The organism is Bradyrhizobium sp. Kon58, from assembly GCF_055807455.1.
This window is the reverse complement of record NZ_JBVVOT010000003.1, coordinates 125613-140325: the sequence shown is the minus strand read 5'-3', so window position 1 is coordinate 140325 and position 14713 is coordinate 125613. Positions and strand designations below refer to the sequence as shown.

Genomic DNA, 14713 nt, shown 5'->3' with positions numbered 1-14713 from the left:
GTCTCAGCGGCAGGACAATCCCGCGTCGATCGTGGTCCAGAAACCGCAATGTTCGGGCACGAGTTGCGGCGCGCCGGCATGGGCTTCGAACAGATGGGCTTCGAACAGGAAGACCGCGACGGTGAAGACGATCAGGGCGGAGGAGAACAGGACGAGGCGGTTGCGCATGGGACTGCGTTTAATCGACATCATGGTCGAATGATGGCGTCGTCACGGGCTGAAACCCACGCGGCGCGCGATCCGTAGAGTCACGGTCGGCCACGCGTGTAGCCCGGATGGAGCGGAGCGTAATCCGGGGTTCGTGCCGCGTATTGAGATTCCCGGATTGCGCTTCGCTCCATCCGGGCTACGGCACTCCCATTTACCGCGCCAGCCACTCCGCGACTTCCTTCTGCGACTCCGCGCGCGCTTGCGCATCGGTGCCGAGGTGGCCGTGCTCGGGTGCGGCGGCATCAAGGCTGCCGGCGGCTGCGTGCAGCGGCGTGTTGGCACGGTCGAAATCGTGATAGGCGCCGGGATAGACCACGATGCGCGCGAGCGCGCTGCGGCCATGCGCACCATCGACCATCTGGCGGCAGGCCGGCGGCGACGAGACGTCGTCATTGCCGCCGATCAGCACCAGCGTCGGCACCCGTGTACTCCAGCCGAGGCCTGCGGAAATCCTGCAGTCTGGATAGAACGCGATCGCGGCGCGGAAATCCGGGCCCGTCTCGCGCGCGAGGCTTTGCGGACGCACGGCCCAGAGCAGCGCGCTGGCGCCATTGGCCCAGCCCATCAGGCTGACGCGGTCGCGCGCAACCCAACTCTGCCGCATCAACCAGGCGCGCGACGCCGCGATGTCGGTGACGCGTTCGCGCCGCGCCTTGACGTGCATCTCCTTGACGCGGCATTGCGGCCCGAGCTCGCGCGAGCCGTAGCTGTCAGGGAGCAGGACGGCGTTGCCGGATTTGAGCAGCCGCTCGGCCCAGTCGCGATAGCGCGGCAGGACGGAATCGGAATGGCCACCGAGCCCGCCGCAGCCGTGGAGCGCGATCACGGTCGGAAACGGCCCGGTCCCCTCGGGCTTGTAGAGCTGCGCATGCAGCACGCCGGACGAAAGCGGAATCTCGACCGGCTGCGGCGCCGGCGACGCGTGCGCGGCCGAGATCAGGAACGTCAGGAACAGGGCGGTGAACGGAAGGCGCATCGAACTTTGCCGTTGGATCCTTCGCTCAAGCACTATCATGCGGAAACGGCGCCAAAACATCACAAACCGGTGGGTTTACCGGGCGGACAAGCCACCCTATCTATGCTACATCCCGTCCAACACATCGTGCCCTCCATGTGACCCCGGAGCGGCCTTCCACGGAGACTTTCGACCGTGCTGAACAAGTTCGGCCCCTCGGGCCATGGCGAAGCGCAGGTGCAGTATCTCGACGGCGATTTCCGCGTAATCTCGCCGGGGACCTTCGTGCGCTGCGCGATCACCGATACGCGCATCCCGCTCGACGAGTTGAAATACTGGAGCGTGGACCTGCAGGAAGCCTACGCCACACCCGCCGCCGTGCTCGAGCGACATTACCCGGGCGCGCCCAAGCCGCAGGAGTGAGGCGGCGGGCGGTTGTTTCATTGAAGTCTCCTGATCGTGTGAGATCGATAGGAGTTTTGCGATGAATGTCGCGTGAATGGCGGTGCTGTAGGGTGGGCAAAGCGCAGCGTGCCCACCATCTCGACCGTCGAACCGGAAGCATTATTGGTGGGCACGCTTCGCTTTGCCCACCCTACGAGATCATCGCCTTGAAAATCGCCGCTCGCGCGCCTTGTAGAGATGATCGCTGATGAGTTGCCGGAGCGCGGCCGGGTCGTCGAATTCGAGCTGGACCGCGAACGGCACGATGCCTTCCGGCACACCCTCGCGGCCGTGCAGACGTGCGAGATCCTTTTCCGTCGTCACCAGTGTTTGCTGCTCGCGCCGCGCCTCTGTGGCGAGGGCTGCGATCTCGTCGTTTGAAAACACGTGATGATCGGCGAAGGCGCGCGTGCGCGCGAGCTCGATACCGGCGGCGCGCAAGCTGCGGAAGAACCGTTCGGGATCGCCGATGCCGGCGAACGCGAACACCGGCTTGCCCAATAATCTCGCGACCGACCCGGCGTTGGGTTTCAGCCGCGCGCGCAGCTCCGGCTTGTTGCGCCTGGCAAGCTCGGCGGCGACATCGTCAGCGGCGCGGCCGCCGCCGATCACGACCAGCGCGTCGGTGCGCGCGAGCTGCGCCTTCAGCGGCGCACGCAGCGGACCGGCCGGAAACACCTTGCCATTGCCGAGGCCGCGTTCGCTGTCGATCACGATCAGCGAGGTGTCCTTCAGGAGACGCGGGTTCTGGAAACCGTCGTCCATCAGGATCACGGTGGCGCCTTGCGACTTCGCCAGCACGACGCCGTCGAGACGGTCGCGCGCAACTGCAACAGGCACGTCGCGCGCCATCATCAGCGGCTCGTCGCCGATTTCGGAGGCGGTGTGACGCATCCGGTCGACCATCACCGGGCCCTTGAGGCTGCCGCCATAGCCGCGGCTGAGCACCACCGGCGTCTCGCCGAGCTCGCGCAGGAGCTTCGTCAGCGCCAGCACCATCGGCGTCTTGCCGGCGCCGCCGACATGATAGTTGCCGACGCAGATCACGGGGATGCCGGCGTCGACGCCCTCGCGCAGCATCCGCCGTTCGGTGATCGCGCCGTAGAGCGCACCCAGCGGCGCCAATGCGTAGGATTCGAGCGAACGTGGCCGGTACCAGAAGGCCGGCTCACGCATTGGCGGCCCCCATCTCAATCCGCAACTGCAGAAGATAAGGCTCGAGCGCGGTCATGGTGCGGTTGAGTGCGCCGCCGAGATCCTCGACCACGCCGGCGCCCGAGCGCTGGATCTTCCGGCGCAGGGCAGGATCGGCGAGCAGCTGGCCGAGTTGCTTGATCAGCAGCTCCTGGGTGTCGGCCTGGCGCGCGCCGCCGCTGTGATCGAGCGCCTCGTAGACGTCGGCGAAATTGAAGACGTGCGGACCATGGACGATGGCCGCGCCGAGCTTGATCGCTTCGATCGGATTCTGGCCGCCATGGAGGATCAGCGATCCGCCCATGAACACGATGTCCGAGAGGCGATAGAACAGGCCGAGCTCGCCCATGGTGTCGGCGATGTAAACGTCGGTGGTCGCTGTCGGCAGCTCGTCGCGCGAGCGCAGGGCCGGCTTGAGGCCGGACGCCGTGATCAGGCCCGTGATCGAGGAGCCGCGATCCGGATGGCGCGGCACGATCACGCTCAGGAGCTGCGGAAAGAAACCGCTGAGGCTGCGATGCGCCGCCACCAGCATCTCCTCCTCGCCCGGATGGGTCGAAGCCGCGACGATGATCGGACGCCCGCGCGTCATCGCCATCAGCCGTTCGAGCTTGGCGGGGTCGGCCGGGGGCGCGGGAACGTCGAGCTTGAGATTGCCGGTGGTGACGACGTCGCGGCCGCCGAGCGCCGCGAAGCGCTCGGCATCGGTCTTCGACTGCGCCAGGCAAATGTCGAACCGCGACAGCAGCGCCGAGATAGTGCCTTGCATGCGGCGCCAGCGCGGGAACGAACGCGGCGACATCCGCCCGTTAATCAGCACCATAGGCACGCGGCGCGCGGCGCCGGCCAGGATCAGGTTCGGCCACAGATCGGATTCGATGAACAGCGCCAGCGACGGCTTCCAATGGTCGAGGAAGCGCGCGACATAACGCGGAGAATCATACGGCACGTATTGATGGATCACGTCGGGCGGAAAGCGTTTTGCCACAATGGCAGCCGACGTGACCGTGCCCGAGGTGAGCAGAATGCGCAGGTTCAGATCGCGCAAGCGCTCGATCAGGGCCGCCGCGGCGAGGACCTCGCCGACGCTGGCGCCGTGAATCCAGACCAGCGGACCGTGCGGCCGCACGTCCCGGGACAGGCCCCGCCGTTCGCCGACGCGCGCGGGATCTTCCTTGCCCTGCTTCAGCCGCCGCTTGATCAGCACAGGCGCGAGCGGCACCAGGCCGCGCGCCAGGCGCCGGTACATCCGCAGCGTCAACGGCAGCGAGCCGGGCAGCGATTTAGGCATCTGCAGGTCCCGGCCGGCCGAGCTGCGCATAGGCTTGGCGGGTCGCCTCGTTCAAGGTCTCCTCCAGCTCGAGCCGCAGCGCTTCCATAGTGGCGGCGTCCGCATCCGGCGGAACGTGGATTTCCTTGATGCCGACCAGCGCGCCCCGCCCGAACGGAAGGTTGATGGTGGTGCGGTCCCAGTTCTTGAGCCGGACGAAGCGGCTGGTCGCCATCGCAAAAGGCATGATCGGCCGCCCCGATTCCCGTGCCAGCATGATGATGCCGAGCCCGGCCACGCGCGAGCGCTTGGGGACGTCGGCGGTCAGCGCGACATTACAACCGTCCTGGAGCGTCCGCACCATTTCCTTGAAGGCACCGACCCCGCCTTTGCGGTGAAACGCGCTGCCATGGTCGCCGGACCCGCGGATGGTGCCGATGCCGAGCCGCTCGGCGGCAATCGCGTTGAACTCGCCGTCGCGGTGACGGGAGATCAGGACCCTGGCCTTGTACCAGTCCTTGTTCTTGATGAAGGGGGTGAGGAAATGCTGGCCGTGCCAGAAGGCGAAGATCGCCGGGATCTGCGGCTCGACGCGGTCATAGACGTCAGGCGGATCGAACGTGAATTTGTTCGTCCGCCAGACCAGACGCAGATATTCGGCCGCCAGGATTCCGACGGCACGCTGGACGAAGCTGCTCCTCAGCGTATTGCGAAGCAGCTTTTTCAACGCGCCGGTTCTTGATTCGGGTCGAGCAGCCGGTGGAGATGGACGATGAAATAGCGCATCTGCGCGTTGTCGACCGTGCTCTGCGCCTTGGCGCGCCAGGCGGCGTGCGCGGTCGCATAGTTCGGATAGAGGCCGACGATCTCGACGTCGTCGAGGTTCTTGAAGGTGTTGTGCTCGAGATCGACGAGCTCGCCGCCGACGACGAGGTGGAGCAGTTGTTGCGGGGCACTATCTGGCATCGGTTCTGTTCCTAACGGGCTGCCCGGCAAAGCAGTGTTCGACAAGCACGAGAAAGCGCGTCACGGCAAGGGGCGGTTTCGAAAATGCGAGACAATGTTCGCATGACGATCGCGCCCCGCTGCCACCAGCACCCCATGCGTGACTTGCCGGCGGTTATAGAGGATGGGATCTCCGGAGAGATCGCTCATCCTACCATCGGCTTCCTGCACGATCAAATCCGCCGCGGCAAGGTCCCAATCATGACTGTTGCCGCCCGCAAAAGCCGCATCCAGCGCGCCATGGGAGACCCGGCACAGCCGCAGCGCGAGCGAACCGATTCGCGGATGCAGCTTGATCTCGCCCAGTGACGGCTTCAGGCGCTCGACCAGGGGCTTCGGACCCGCGACCCGCGAGAAGTCGAGCTCGGACCCAGCCGTCGCTCGCACCGGCACGTCGTTGAGGGTCGTGCCCTGGCCGCGGGCAGCGAAGAAGAACTCATCGCTGGTCGGCGCGAACACCGCGGCCAGCACCGGCGAGGCATCCTCGACCAGCGCGACGCTGACGCACCATTCGTCATGACCATTGAGGTAGTTGCGGGTGCCGTCGATGGGATCGACGATCCAGGTCAGCCGGCGCGACAGCCGCACCTCGTCGTCGGCGCTCTCCTCCGACAGCCAACCATAGTCGGGCGTCGCCGCGCGCAGGCGCGATTCCAGGAGATCGTTGACGGCAATGTCGGCTTCCGAGACCGGCGAGGACGCGCCCTTGGTCCACTTCTTCAGCTCGGTGCGGAACATCGACTGCGCGAGTGCCCCCGCCTCCCGCACCGTGTCTTGCAGCAGCGCCGCGTCGCGCGTCAGGATGGCTTCACCTGTTGCGTTCGCGTCAACGTCCGCCAAGCGTCAAACCCTCGATGCGCACCGTCGGCGCATTGACGCCGTAGCGGAACTCGAGATTGTTCGCCGGCTGCATCGACTTGAAGATCTCGAACAGATGGCCGGCGATCGTCACCTCGCTCACGGGATAGGTGAGTTCGCCGTTCTCGATCCAGAAGCCCGAGGCGCCGCGGCTGTAATCGCCGGTCACGCCGTTGACGCCCGAGCCGATCAAATCGGTGACGTAGAACCCCTGCTTGATGTCGGAGATCAGCTCGGCCGGGGTGGGCGTGCCGGGTTCAAGATGCAGATTATACGGCCCGGGCGACGGCGAGGAGGAGACGCCGCGATGGGCGTGGCCGGTGGTGGTGAGACCGAGCTCACGCGCGGTGGCGCAATCGAGCAGCCAGGTCGTCAGCACGCCTTCGTCGATCAGCGCGATCTTCTTCACGGCGACGCCTTCGGCGTCAAACGTCTGCGAGCGCAGGCCGCGTTTGCGCAGGGGATCGTCGATAATGCGGATGTTCTTGGCGAACAGCTGCTGGCCGAGCTTGTCCTTCAGGAAGCTGGTCTTGCGCGCGATCGAAGCACCATTGATGGCGCCGACGACGTGACCGACCAGCGAGCCCGCGACGCGCGGATCGAACACCACGGGCACCTTGCAGGTCTCGACCTTGCGCGGATTGGCGCGGGCCACGGTGCGCTCGCCCGCGGAACGGCCGACGATCTCGGGCGACAGCAGATCGGCACCGTGCGGCGCCGAGGTGAAATCGTAGTCGCGCTCCATGCCGGTGCCGTCGCCGACAATGGCGGTGGCGGAGATGCCCTGGCTGGACCGTAGATAAGAGCCGTGGAAGCCGGTGCTGGTGACGAGCACCATGCCGCCCATGCCGGCGGAGGCCGAGGCGCCGCCGGATTTGGTCACGCCCTTCACACCGAGCGCCGCAGCCTCGGCTTCGAGCGCGCGGCGCTCGAGTTCCGAGGTCGCAGGCACGTCAGGGTCGAGCAGATCGAGATCGGGGAAGTCGCGCGCGAGCAGTGCGGGATCGGCAAGGCCGACATATTTGTCGTCGGGCGCGACACGCGCCATCGCAACCGCTCGCTCGGCAAGCTTGGTCACGGCATCGCCGCTGGCGTCGTTGGTCGAGACCACCGCCTGGCGCCGGCCGACCAGCACGCGCAAGCCGACATCGTCGCCCTCGGAACGTTCGGATTCCTCGACCCGGCCGTCACGCACCTCGACGCCTTGCGAGACGCCACGTACGGCGACCGCATCGGCCGCATCTGCGCCGGCGCGCCTGGCAGCCTCCACCAGCCGCTGCGCGAGATCGGAGAGCGCAGACTGGTCGAACAGGTCGCGACCGGCTGTGGACGAATCCTTGGGCGAAAGCGTCGAGCTTGGTGAAGGGTTCACAAACGAAATCCTGTTGGGGCGGGCTGCGGGACCGGAACCCACAGATGTGCCCTGATCGCGCGGACTTCAAGCATTTTCAGCCCACCAAAAGCTCAGATTCGCAGCTTGCGCGCAACGTCTCGTCAATCATGCGTGCCAAGGTCTTGTCAATCATGAGCGGCGGTGAGGTTGGATTAACCAGCCTTTTTAAGCGGTTTCGGAAAGGCTCGCGCTAAGGTCCTCACATCGACCGGGAACATAATCCTGGCGGGGAGAACTAAAGCCGTGAGGCGTCAAACAGCAACAAGCGGGATCGCTCCCGCCGGGTCGAGCCGCTCCCTGCGGCTCGACCCCCTTTCCCTTCCGGTCCGCTTCGATGCGCATGATCCGCGCGCCGACGGATATGTCCGGCAGATCGAGCTTCATCGCGAACGTGTCGTGCTGCACCGTGCCGTCCACGGCATGCGGATGGCGATCAACGTCCGCGTCAGCGACTTCATCGGCGTCGCGCTGCGCGGCAACGACGAGGCCCAGACCCTCGTCCTGGTGCATCGCGATCCCTCGCTCTCCATTCCGCTGCTGGTCAGCGCCGATGGCGACGAACTCGTTGAGGCCCGGGCGATCTGGAGCGAGCTGTTCGCGCTTCCGCAGCTCGACGAAGGCGCACGCAAGCCCGCGCCGCGCCGCCGCCGCGCCAACGCGATCCGCCACCGCCGTCCGAAATTTCTGATGCGCCGCCGCACCGGTGTCGCACGCGAGTTGTCGGTGCATCGCGACGAGCGCGAGATCATCGCGCGGAGTTAGGCCGCTCGCAGCACCGCGTCGGCCAATAACCCCGCAAACAACAACAGTCCCGCATCGCGGTTCGAATAGAACAGGCGCTTGCAGAGATCGCCGTCGCTGATATTCAGCCGCGCGATCTGCGAGACCAGATGCACGGCGAAGGCCCCAAGTCCCAGCCAGGCCGGCCAGCGCGCATCGCCCGACGCCAGTGCCACGCCGATCAGCAGCACCGCCAGGCCGTAGAACAGGATCAGCGCCTGGTGCGTATGCGTGCCGAACAGGCGCGCGGTGGACTTGATGCCGATCAGCGCATCGTCCTCGGCGTCCTGATGCGCGTAGATCGTATCGTAGCCGATCACCCAGGAAATCGCGCCGGCATAGAGCACGAGCGCGGTGACGTCGATGCGCCCGAAGGTGACCGCAAATCCCATCAGGGCGCCCCAGGAGAACGCGAGCCCGAGCACGATCTGCGGCCACCAGGTGATGCGCTTCATGAACGGGTAGATCGCGACGATCAGCAATGAGGCAATGCCGGTCAGGATCGCGAAGCGGTTGAACTGCAGCAACACCACGAGCCCGATCAGCGCCTGCGCGACCATGAAGGCCAGCGCCTGCTTCGCGTTCACCTGGCCCGACGGCAGCGGCCGCGAGCGGGTGCGCTCGACCTTGTCGTCGAGGTCACGGTCGGTGATGTCGTTCCAGGTACAACCCGCCCCTCGCATGACGAAGGCGCCGATGAAGAACAGGACGATGGTGAGCGGCAGGCCGCGGACGTCATGGGCCATGCCGGCGGCGAGCGCCGCCGACCACCAGCACGGCATCAACAGGAGCCAGGAGCCGATCGGACGATCAAAGCGGGACAAGCGTAGATAAGGCCGCGCCCATTGCGGCGCACGCGTATCGACCCAGTTGCCGGTGGAATCGGCAACTCGGGCGGATGTGCTAGTGCCCAGTTTTCGAAGTTCGTATTCCATCGCGGCGTATTCCGGTACGAACTTCGAAAACTACAAAGGCACTAGCAAGAAATTATAATTCACGTGCCGCTTATCGATTTGAAGTTCCTATGAGGATCTCGCGGCGGGCACCGTAGGAACTTCAAATCGGCGGCACGTGTATCATCGCGTCAGGACGTTGCCGTTGAGTGTATCGAAGGTGCTGCCGCCCTTCTTGCCCGCATTGGCCTCGGGCGCCGAGCCCGAACCCAGCACTTCGCTCAGCGACGGACCGGCCGGACCGCGCGGCTGGTTCTGCATCTGCTGCGCGACGTTGCAGACCTTCGCCGTCATGGCCTCGGTGTTCTTGTGGCCGTCTTTCATCTGCGCGCCGACCTGCGCCGGAATCCCGCACTTCGAGGCGTTGGCCTCGATATACTTGATCATCTTGGTCTCAGCCTGGCTGAAATTGCGGATCAGCTTGCAGGCCTCGTCAGGCGGGGCGTGACGGTCGCTCGCGGCCTTGATCAGCTTGCCGCGCTTTTCGGCATCCTCGCGCAGAGGCATGAAAGCCTTCATGCAGTCCTCGCCGGGACCGGCTTGCGTCGGCGGGGCCGCGCTGAAGGCGCCGGCGCCACCGACGGGCGCGGCGCCGTTCACGGGGAAGGAGGATTGCGGCGCGCCGCCGACGGAGGCGACGGGCGCCGAGCCGTTCACGGGCGGAAACGCGGAACTCGTTGGGGCCTGGCCCGGCAGCGGCGCGGGGAAACCCTGCGCATAGGCACAAACGGCGCCCATCGTGACCATGGCGGCAGTGATCGGAACCATCAAATGACGGATCATCAAGGCAGTCTCTCCGGCAGGAGCTTGCGGGGTTCGGCGTCTTCCCAATTGAAGCGCAACCAGCGTGCTCGCGATTTTACGATTCCCGCCGGCGCTTAACAACCCGTTGAATAGGGCAGGAGCGCGGCGCGCCGACGCACCAATTTGGCAAAATTTACCCCCGAAACTACTGCTTTCGGCTAAGAACGGCGCCAAATCGGACCTTTGAACGATGCCCTCCTACGATTTCCGCGGCCCCCGCCTGTTCGTCGACGCCCCCCTGGCCCAGGACGGCAGGGTCGAGCTCGACCGCGACCAGAGCAATTATCTCGGCAATGTGCTGCGGCTTGCCGCCGGGGCCGAGGTTTTGGCGTTCAACGGCCGCGACGGCGAGTGGCAGGCCGCCATTGAAGGCCGCAAGCGGCCGGACGGCCTCGTCATCCTCCAGCAGACCCGGCCGCAGGACCGGCTGCCCGACCTCGCCTACGTCTTCGCCCCGCTCAAGCATGCCCGGCTCGACTACATGGTGCAGAAGGCCATCGAGATGGGGGCGGCCTCGCTTCAACCGGTGCTGACCCGATTCACCCAGGCCTCCCGCGTCAATACCGAGCGGATGCGCGCCAATGTCGTCGAAGCGGCCGAGCAATGCGGCATTCTCAGCATTGCCACGGTTGCCGAGCCGATGCCGCTGGAGCGCTTCCTCAGCCAGCGCGCCGCGGGCCGCCTGCTGATCTTCTGCGACGAGGCGGCGGAGCTCGAAAACCCCATTCAGAGCCTGCAAGGCGCACAGGGGGCGGACGGAATCGACGTGCTGATCGGCCCTGAAGGCGGCTTTGCCGATGAAGAGCGGGCGCTGCTGCTGCGGCAGCCGAAAATCCTGCGGCTGGCGCTGGGACCCCGGATCATGCGGGCCGACACAGCCGCAGTGGCCGCGCTGGCGCTGGTGCAGGCGGTGCTGGGCGATTGGGGTGGCGAACGCGGCTAAGGCAATAGTTGGTTGGCCTTCCGGCCGCCGATCATCTGAGCAGCCCAAGGCCAGCGAACCAGGTGGAGGGCGACCGCACCGTGCTATTCGCCTCGTAGCGATCGGTTCAGAGTCTCGGAAGGCAACTCTCCGAAAGCCTCTCTGTAGCTCGCTGCGAACTCGCTGAGATGCCAGAAACCATGCGCAAGCGCACAGGACTTCACACTCCGGCCCGCTCGGCCGGTGCGCAGTTGCTTGCGCACCGACCAGAGGCGCAAGACCCGGCTATAGCGATGTGGGCTCATGCCGCAGATGGCCCGTGTCGCACTCTGGAGAGTCCGGACCGACACGCCCGCCTGCTCCGCCAGTTCGGTCGTCTTGTGCCAGATCATCAGATCGCGCCGAATCAGTTTTTCCATATCAGCCACGATCCGCCGATAATGCTCGGTGATGGATGACACAGGTCCGGTTGCGACACTGGACCAGATCGCCGCATCCATCGTGCTGAGCAGCGACTGTTCGACAATCGTTTGCGAAGCCGGCTCGTTCAAGAAGTCTGGGTCATTTGCTGCGGTTTCAAGCGAGATCGAGATCAGACGGCGTAGCGAGGCAAGCACGTCCGGCGCCGGATTCAGCAAATGGCATCCATCGCCTAATTCAGGCAATGGCTCCCGCCCGGATGGACTGAAGTAGACCACTGCCAGCAGACGCCCCTCCGGCTCATGCACCAGGCAATCTGAATCACCTTTCAATACGAGGACAGAACCGCCCATCGATTGCCCGTTGATGCGGGCAGAGGTCACGTGATCCATCGGTACCGCCACTGCGGCAGCATTGGTGAACTGATAGCCTCGAATGATCCGGGGGAAGGTTTTTAACAGCGACAGGGTCAGGGTCGGCAAGGTGAGCCGGGCACGCATGATCGCTGTCACCCCGGCCGACAACGGCATGCTCGATGCGCCGGCGTATTTCTCGGTCTCGCCGAAATGATCGATGTCATACGAATTGAGCTCGAGCGCCGAGGACGGCTTGAGATCCTGGAACGACATCAAGCGATCCGCCGCTCTCTTTTGCATTCCCTCGCGAGCAGGGACTAGACGGCTTTGATCCATGTTCTGCTGCTTACCTGGCCTTCTTCTTGGAAACGGCGATTTTAGCGCCCCGCAAATCATCCGGCCCGCTGACGCCGGCGCGCCGCAGGTCGCGGAGCATTGAGATGGCATGAACGATCAGAAGGTTGAGCGGATCGAATTCGTCTTAGTGCCGGAAATGTCGCAGATCGAAAACAGCATATAGGCCAGCGTGTGTCGCGCGACCGGATACCATCGGTTGCGCTGCACATGAATCGGAAACCAACTCGCATTGTAAACGAAGGCTCTGCGAACGGATCGTCCCCCTACCCAAATTGAGTATGCGACCGGTGGAGCATTCTCAAACGGGCCGAGCAGCTCGCGGGTGAACTTGCGGTCGAGCCGGCCGAGCTTTCCGCCTCAGGCGACCCATTCATCTTGGTAGCGCCCCGAGACGTCCCTGCCCCCGAAATGAATGAAGGTCCCTATTCATCTGGGTCACGCAGCGGGATGTATAGGTATTATATTACCCGAATTGGGAGAGACGTAATTCAAGCTTCGCCTCCTGTGCTGAACTGCGCGTCGCTCCGACGCTGTTAAGCGATTGATCCTTTGGAGGTCGAAACCGCTTTCGGGCCATGCTAAGGCCTGCGGCAATTCGCTTCCCCTGCTTGCCCTGCCCGGTTCCACCGGGACAATGGACCCCTGAGATGACCGCGACTGCCACCTCACATGCTGCCGGCTCCGCCGCCTGGGCGGACACGCTGCTGCTGTCGTTCGCGCAGGCCGGCTATGTCAGGGCCGAGCCCGCCATCCTGCAGCCGGCCGAACCGTTCCTGGATCTTTCCGGCGAGGACATCCGCAAGAGCCTGTACCTGACCACGGACCTCTCCGGCGAGGAGCTGTGCCTGCGTCCGGACCTGACCATTCCGGTGGCCCGCGATTACCTCAGCTCTGGCCGTGCCGGCCAGCCGGCCGGATTCAGCTATCTCGGCCCGGTGTTCCGCTACCGCAATGGCCAGAGCAGCGAATTCCTGCAGGCCGGCATCGAATCGTTCGGCCGTCAGGACCGCGCTGCGGCGGATGCCGAGATGCTGGCGCTGGCGCTGGAGGCGACCGCCGCGTTCGGCGTCCGCGACGTCGAGATCCGCACCGGCGACGTGGCGCTGTTCAACGCGCTGCTCGACGCGCTCGACCTCTATCCGGTCTGGCGCCGCCGCCTGGTCAAGGATTTCAACCGCAAGATCAGCCTGGAGCAGGATCTGGAGCGGCTGGCAGCCGCAACCACCGCGACCCGCAGCGAATATGAGGGCGTGCTCGCGGCGCTCGCCGGCTCCGACCGCAAGGCGGCACTCGCTTTCGTCACCGATCTGATGTCGATCGCCGGCACCACCAATGTCGGCGGCCGCACCACCGCCGAGATTGCCGACCGCTTCCTCGAGCAGTCGACGCTGAAGGGCGGTGCGCTGCCGCGCGAGGCCATCGCCGTGCTCAAGCGTTTCCTGTCGATATCGGGTAACCCCGATGACGCCGTCGCTCAGCTGCGCGCGCTCACCCATGATGCGAAGCTCGACCTCAGTGCTGCGATCGACCAGTTCGAAAGCCGGGTCGGCTTCATGGCGGCGCGCGGCATCGATGTGAAGGGGACGCGGTTTTCGACCGCGTTCGGGCGCGGGCTCGACTACTACACCGGCTTCGAATTCGAGCTGCATCACCGCGGCAACGGCGCCGAGCCGCTGGTTGCCGGCGGCCGCTATGACGGGCTGATGACCCAGCTTGGATCGGCCGAGCCGATCCCCGCGGTCGGTTTCTCGGTTTGGGTGGATGCGCTGACCCGGATCGGCCGCAAGGTGGGAGCTTAAGTCATGAGCGCGCCATTCGTTCTGGCCGTTCCCTCCAAGGGCCGCCTGCAGGAAAACACCGAGGCCTTCTTCGCCCGCGCCGGGCTGAAGCTGTCGAAGGCGGGCGGCGCCCGCGACTATCGCGGCACGCTCACGGGCCTCGACAATGTCGAGGTCGCCTATCTCTCGGCGAGCGAGATCGCCTCGCAACTGTCCCGCGGCTCGGCGCATCTCGGCGTCACCGGAGAGGATCTGGTGCGCGAGACCATCGCGGACGCCGACAAGCGCGTCTCCCTGATCGAAGGCCTCGGCTTCGGCTATGCTGACGTCGTCGTCGCGGTGCCGCAGGCGTGGATCGACGTCCGCACCATGGCCGACCTCGACGACGTCACCACCGGCTTCCGCGAGCAGCATCACATGCGGATGCGGGTCGCGACCAAGTTCATCAATCTCACCCGCGCCTTCTTCCAGAGCCAGGGCATCACGGATTACCGCATCGTCGAAAGCACGGGCGCGACCGAAGGCGCGCCGGCCGCCGGCAGCGCCGAGTTGATCGTCGACATCACCACGACCGGCGCGACCCTCGCCGCCAACGGATTGCGGGTGCTCGACGACGGCGTGATCCTGCGCAGCCAGGCCAATCTGGTCGCCTCGAGAGACGCCGATTGGTCGCCGCAGGCGCGGGAGACCGCGCGCATCATCCTCGATCACATCGCGGCGCGGGCGCGGGCCAACAAATACCGCGAAGTCCGCACCCGCTTCCGCCAGTGCGACGCGGCCATGCTCACCGAGGCCCACGAGCGCTTCGGCGTCGAAGCCCCGTTCGGCGGACCGACCTCGTCGGGCATGCTCACGCTGCACTGCCCGCCGGGCCAGCTCTACGCACTCGCGAGCTTCCTGCGCACCCATGGCGCCGAGACCGTCTCGGTGGTTTCGCTGGATTACGTGTTCGACCGGGAGAACCCGCTGTTCGCCAGGCTCGAGGCGTTCCTGCGGCAGTGAGCCCAAAGTTTG

General features: G+C 65.5%; 16 protein-coding genes. 5 read left to right on the top strand and 11 right to left on the bottom strand.

Annotated elements, in window-relative coordinates; genetic code table 11:
* Positions 1 to 3: 3 nt before the first annotated feature.
* Positions 4 to 192 carry a hypothetical protein gene (locus tag AC0L20_RS07030; protein WP_473287961.1) on the bottom strand — a complete coding sequence of 63 codons (189 nt, stop codon included), beginning with the start codon at positions 190 to 192 and terminating at the stop codon, positions 4 to 6.
* A gap of 169 nt (positions 193 to 361) precedes the next feature.
* Positions 362 to 1186 (bottom strand): dienelactone hydrolase family protein, encoded by an 825-nt coding sequence (locus tag AC0L20_RS07025; protein WP_473287960.1) that lies wholly within the window; start codon positions 1184 to 1186, stop codon positions 362 to 364.
* 174 nt (positions 1187 to 1360) lie between these two features.
* Between AC0L20_RS07025 and AC0L20_RS07020 the strand changes: the two genes are divergently transcribed.
* Positions 1361 to 1588, top strand: coding sequence for a DUF2093 domain-containing protein (locus AC0L20_RS07020; RefSeq protein WP_473287959.1), 228 nt, complete (start codon positions 1361 to 1363; stop codon positions 1586 to 1588).
* Positions 1589 to 1768: 180 nt separating this feature from the next.
* Here the strand turns inward: AC0L20_RS07020 and lpxK are convergent, their stop codons facing one another.
* The 6 genes from lpxK to AC0L20_RS06990 are packed head-to-tail and all read right to left on the bottom strand — an operon-like array spanning position 1769 to position 7308.
* Positions 1769 to 2785, bottom strand: coding sequence for a tetraacyldisaccharide 4'-kinase (gene lpxK, locus AC0L20_RS07015; protein ID WP_473287958.1), 1017 nt, complete (start codon positions 2783 to 2785; stop codon positions 1769 to 1771).
* Complete coding sequence (locus AC0L20_RS07010; RefSeq protein ID WP_473287957.1) at positions 2778 to 4124, bottom strand: 3-deoxy-D-manno-octulosonic acid transferase; 1347 nt, start codon at positions 4122 to 4124, stop codon at positions 2778 to 2780. Before AC0L20_RS07010 ends, lpxK begins: the two co-directional genes overlap by 8 nt.
* Positions 4087 to 4800 carry a lysophospholipid acyltransferase family protein gene (locus AC0L20_RS07005; protein ID WP_473287956.1) on the bottom strand — a complete coding sequence of 238 codons (714 nt, stop codon included), beginning with the start codon at positions 4798 to 4800 and terminating at the stop codon, positions 4087 to 4089. Before AC0L20_RS07005 ends, AC0L20_RS07010 begins: the two co-directional genes overlap by 38 nt.
* A complete protein-coding gene (locus tag AC0L20_RS07000) occupies positions 4797 to 5039 on the bottom strand; it encodes a DUF4170 domain-containing protein (protein WP_007596929.1) in 243 nt (80 codons plus the stop codon). Before AC0L20_RS07000 ends, AC0L20_RS07005 begins: the two co-directional genes overlap by 4 nt.
* A 60-nt stretch (positions 5040 to 5099) precedes the next feature.
* Positions 5100 to 5918 carry an inositol monophosphatase family protein gene (locus AC0L20_RS06995; protein ID WP_473287955.1) on the bottom strand — a complete coding sequence of 273 codons (819 nt, stop codon included), beginning with the start codon at positions 5916 to 5918 and terminating at the stop codon, positions 5100 to 5102.
* Positions 5905 to 7308 carry a TldD/PmbA family protein gene (locus AC0L20_RS06990; protein ID WP_027565429.1) on the bottom strand — a complete coding sequence of 468 codons (1404 nt, stop codon included), beginning with the start codon at positions 7306 to 7308 and terminating at the stop codon, positions 5905 to 5907. The genes AC0L20_RS06995 and AC0L20_RS06990 overlap by 14 nt, the downstream gene beginning before the upstream one ends.
* 264 nt (positions 7309 to 7572) lie before the next feature.
* Between AC0L20_RS06990 and AC0L20_RS06985 the strand changes: the two genes are divergently transcribed.
* Positions 7573 to 8091: a DUF6101 family protein gene (locus AC0L20_RS06985; protein ID WP_473287954.1), complete on the top strand. Its 519-nt coding sequence runs from the start codon at positions 7573 to 7575 to the stop codon at positions 8089 to 8091.
* On the opposite strand, the gene ubiA is transcribed toward AC0L20_RS06985, so the two are convergent.
* Positions 8088 to 9044, bottom strand: coding sequence for a 4-hydroxybenzoate octaprenyltransferase (ubiA, locus tag AC0L20_RS06980; RefSeq protein WP_473287953.1), 957 nt, complete (start codon positions 9042 to 9044; stop codon positions 8088 to 8090). The two genes, AC0L20_RS06985 and ubiA, sit on opposite strands and share 4 nt — an antisense overlap.
* Positions 9045 to 9185: 141 nt before the next feature.
* Positions 9186 to 9845 carry a hypothetical protein gene (locus tag AC0L20_RS06975; RefSeq protein WP_007596938.1) on the bottom strand — a complete coding sequence of 220 codons (660 nt, stop codon included), beginning with the start codon at positions 9843 to 9845 and terminating at the stop codon, positions 9186 to 9188.
* 211 nt (positions 9846 to 10056) lie between these two features.
* Between AC0L20_RS06975 and AC0L20_RS06970 the strand changes: the two genes are divergently transcribed.
* On the top strand, positions 10057 to 10809 hold the full coding sequence (locus AC0L20_RS06970; RefSeq protein ID WP_473287952.1) for a 16S rRNA (uracil(1498)-N(3))-methyltransferase: 753 nt from the start codon (positions 10057 to 10059) through the stop codon (positions 10807 to 10809).
* Positions 10810 to 10892: 83 nt separating this feature from the next.
* On the opposite strand, the gene AC0L20_RS06965 is transcribed toward AC0L20_RS06970, so the two are convergent.
* The gene (locus AC0L20_RS06965; protein WP_473287951.1) at positions 10893 to 11837 is read right to left on the bottom strand and encodes a helix-turn-helix domain-containing protein; all 945 of its coding nucleotides are present in this window, start codon (positions 11835 to 11837) and stop codon (positions 10893 to 10895) included.
* Between the two features lie 731 nt (positions 11838 to 12568).
* Between AC0L20_RS06965 and AC0L20_RS06960 the strand changes: the two genes are divergently transcribed.
* Positions 12569 to 13720: an ATP phosphoribosyltransferase regulatory subunit gene (locus tag AC0L20_RS06960; RefSeq protein WP_473287950.1), complete on the top strand. Its 1152-nt coding sequence runs from the start codon at positions 12569 to 12571 to the stop codon at positions 13718 to 13720.
* A gap of 3 nt (positions 13721 to 13723) precedes the next feature.
* Positions 13724 to 14701, top strand: a complete 978-nt coding sequence (gene hisG / locus AC0L20_RS06955; RefSeq protein WP_473287949.1) for an ATP phosphoribosyltransferase — start codon at positions 13724 to 13726, stop codon at positions 14699 to 14701.
* The last annotated feature ends 12 nt before the right edge of the window (positions 14702 to 14713 follow it).

Bases quoted from the DNA above. Each gene is read 5' to 3' on its own strand.
- AC0L20_RS06970 (WP_473287952.1), top strand. From the start codon at position 10,057: ATGCCCTCCTACGATTTCCGCGGCCCCCGCCTGTTCGTCGACGCCCCC.
- hisG (WP_473287949.1), top strand. From the start codon at position 13,724: ATGAGCGCGCCATTCGTTCTGGCCGTTCCCTCCAAGGGCCGCCTGCAG.
- AC0L20_RS07025 (WP_473287960.1), bottom strand. From the start codon at position 1,186: ATGCGCCTTCCGTTCACCGCCCTGTTCCTGACGTTCCTGATCTCGGCC.
- lpxK (WP_473287958.1), bottom strand. From the start codon at position 2,785: ATGCGTGAGCCGGCCTTCTGGTACCGGCCACGTTCGCTCGAATCCTAC.
- AC0L20_RS07000 (WP_007596929.1), bottom strand. From the start codon at position 5,039: ATGCCAGATAGTGCCCCGCAACAACTGCTCCACCTCGTCGTCGGCGGC.
- AC0L20_RS06960 (WP_473287950.1), top strand. From the start codon at position 12,569: ATGACCGCGACTGCCACCTCACATGCTGCCGGCTCCGCCGCCTGGGCG.
- AC0L20_RS06975 (WP_007596938.1), bottom strand. From the start codon at position 9,845: ATGATCCGTCATTTGATGGTTCCGATCACTGCCGCCATGGTCACGATG.
- ubiA (WP_473287953.1), bottom strand. From the start codon at position 9,044: ATGGAATACGAACTTCGAAAACTGGGCACTAGCACATCCGCCCGAGTT.
- AC0L20_RS06965 (WP_473287951.1), bottom strand. From the start codon at position 11,837: ATGTCGTTCCAGGATCTCAAGCCGTCCTCGGCGCTCGAGCTCAATTCG.
- AC0L20_RS07010 (WP_473287957.1), bottom strand. From the start codon at position 4,124: ATGCGCAGCTCGGCCGGCCGGGACCTGCAGATGCCTAAATCGCTGCCC.
- AC0L20_RS07030 (WP_473287961.1), bottom strand. From the start codon at position 192: ATGATGTCGATTAAACGCAGTCCCATGCGCAACCGCCTCGTCCTGTTC.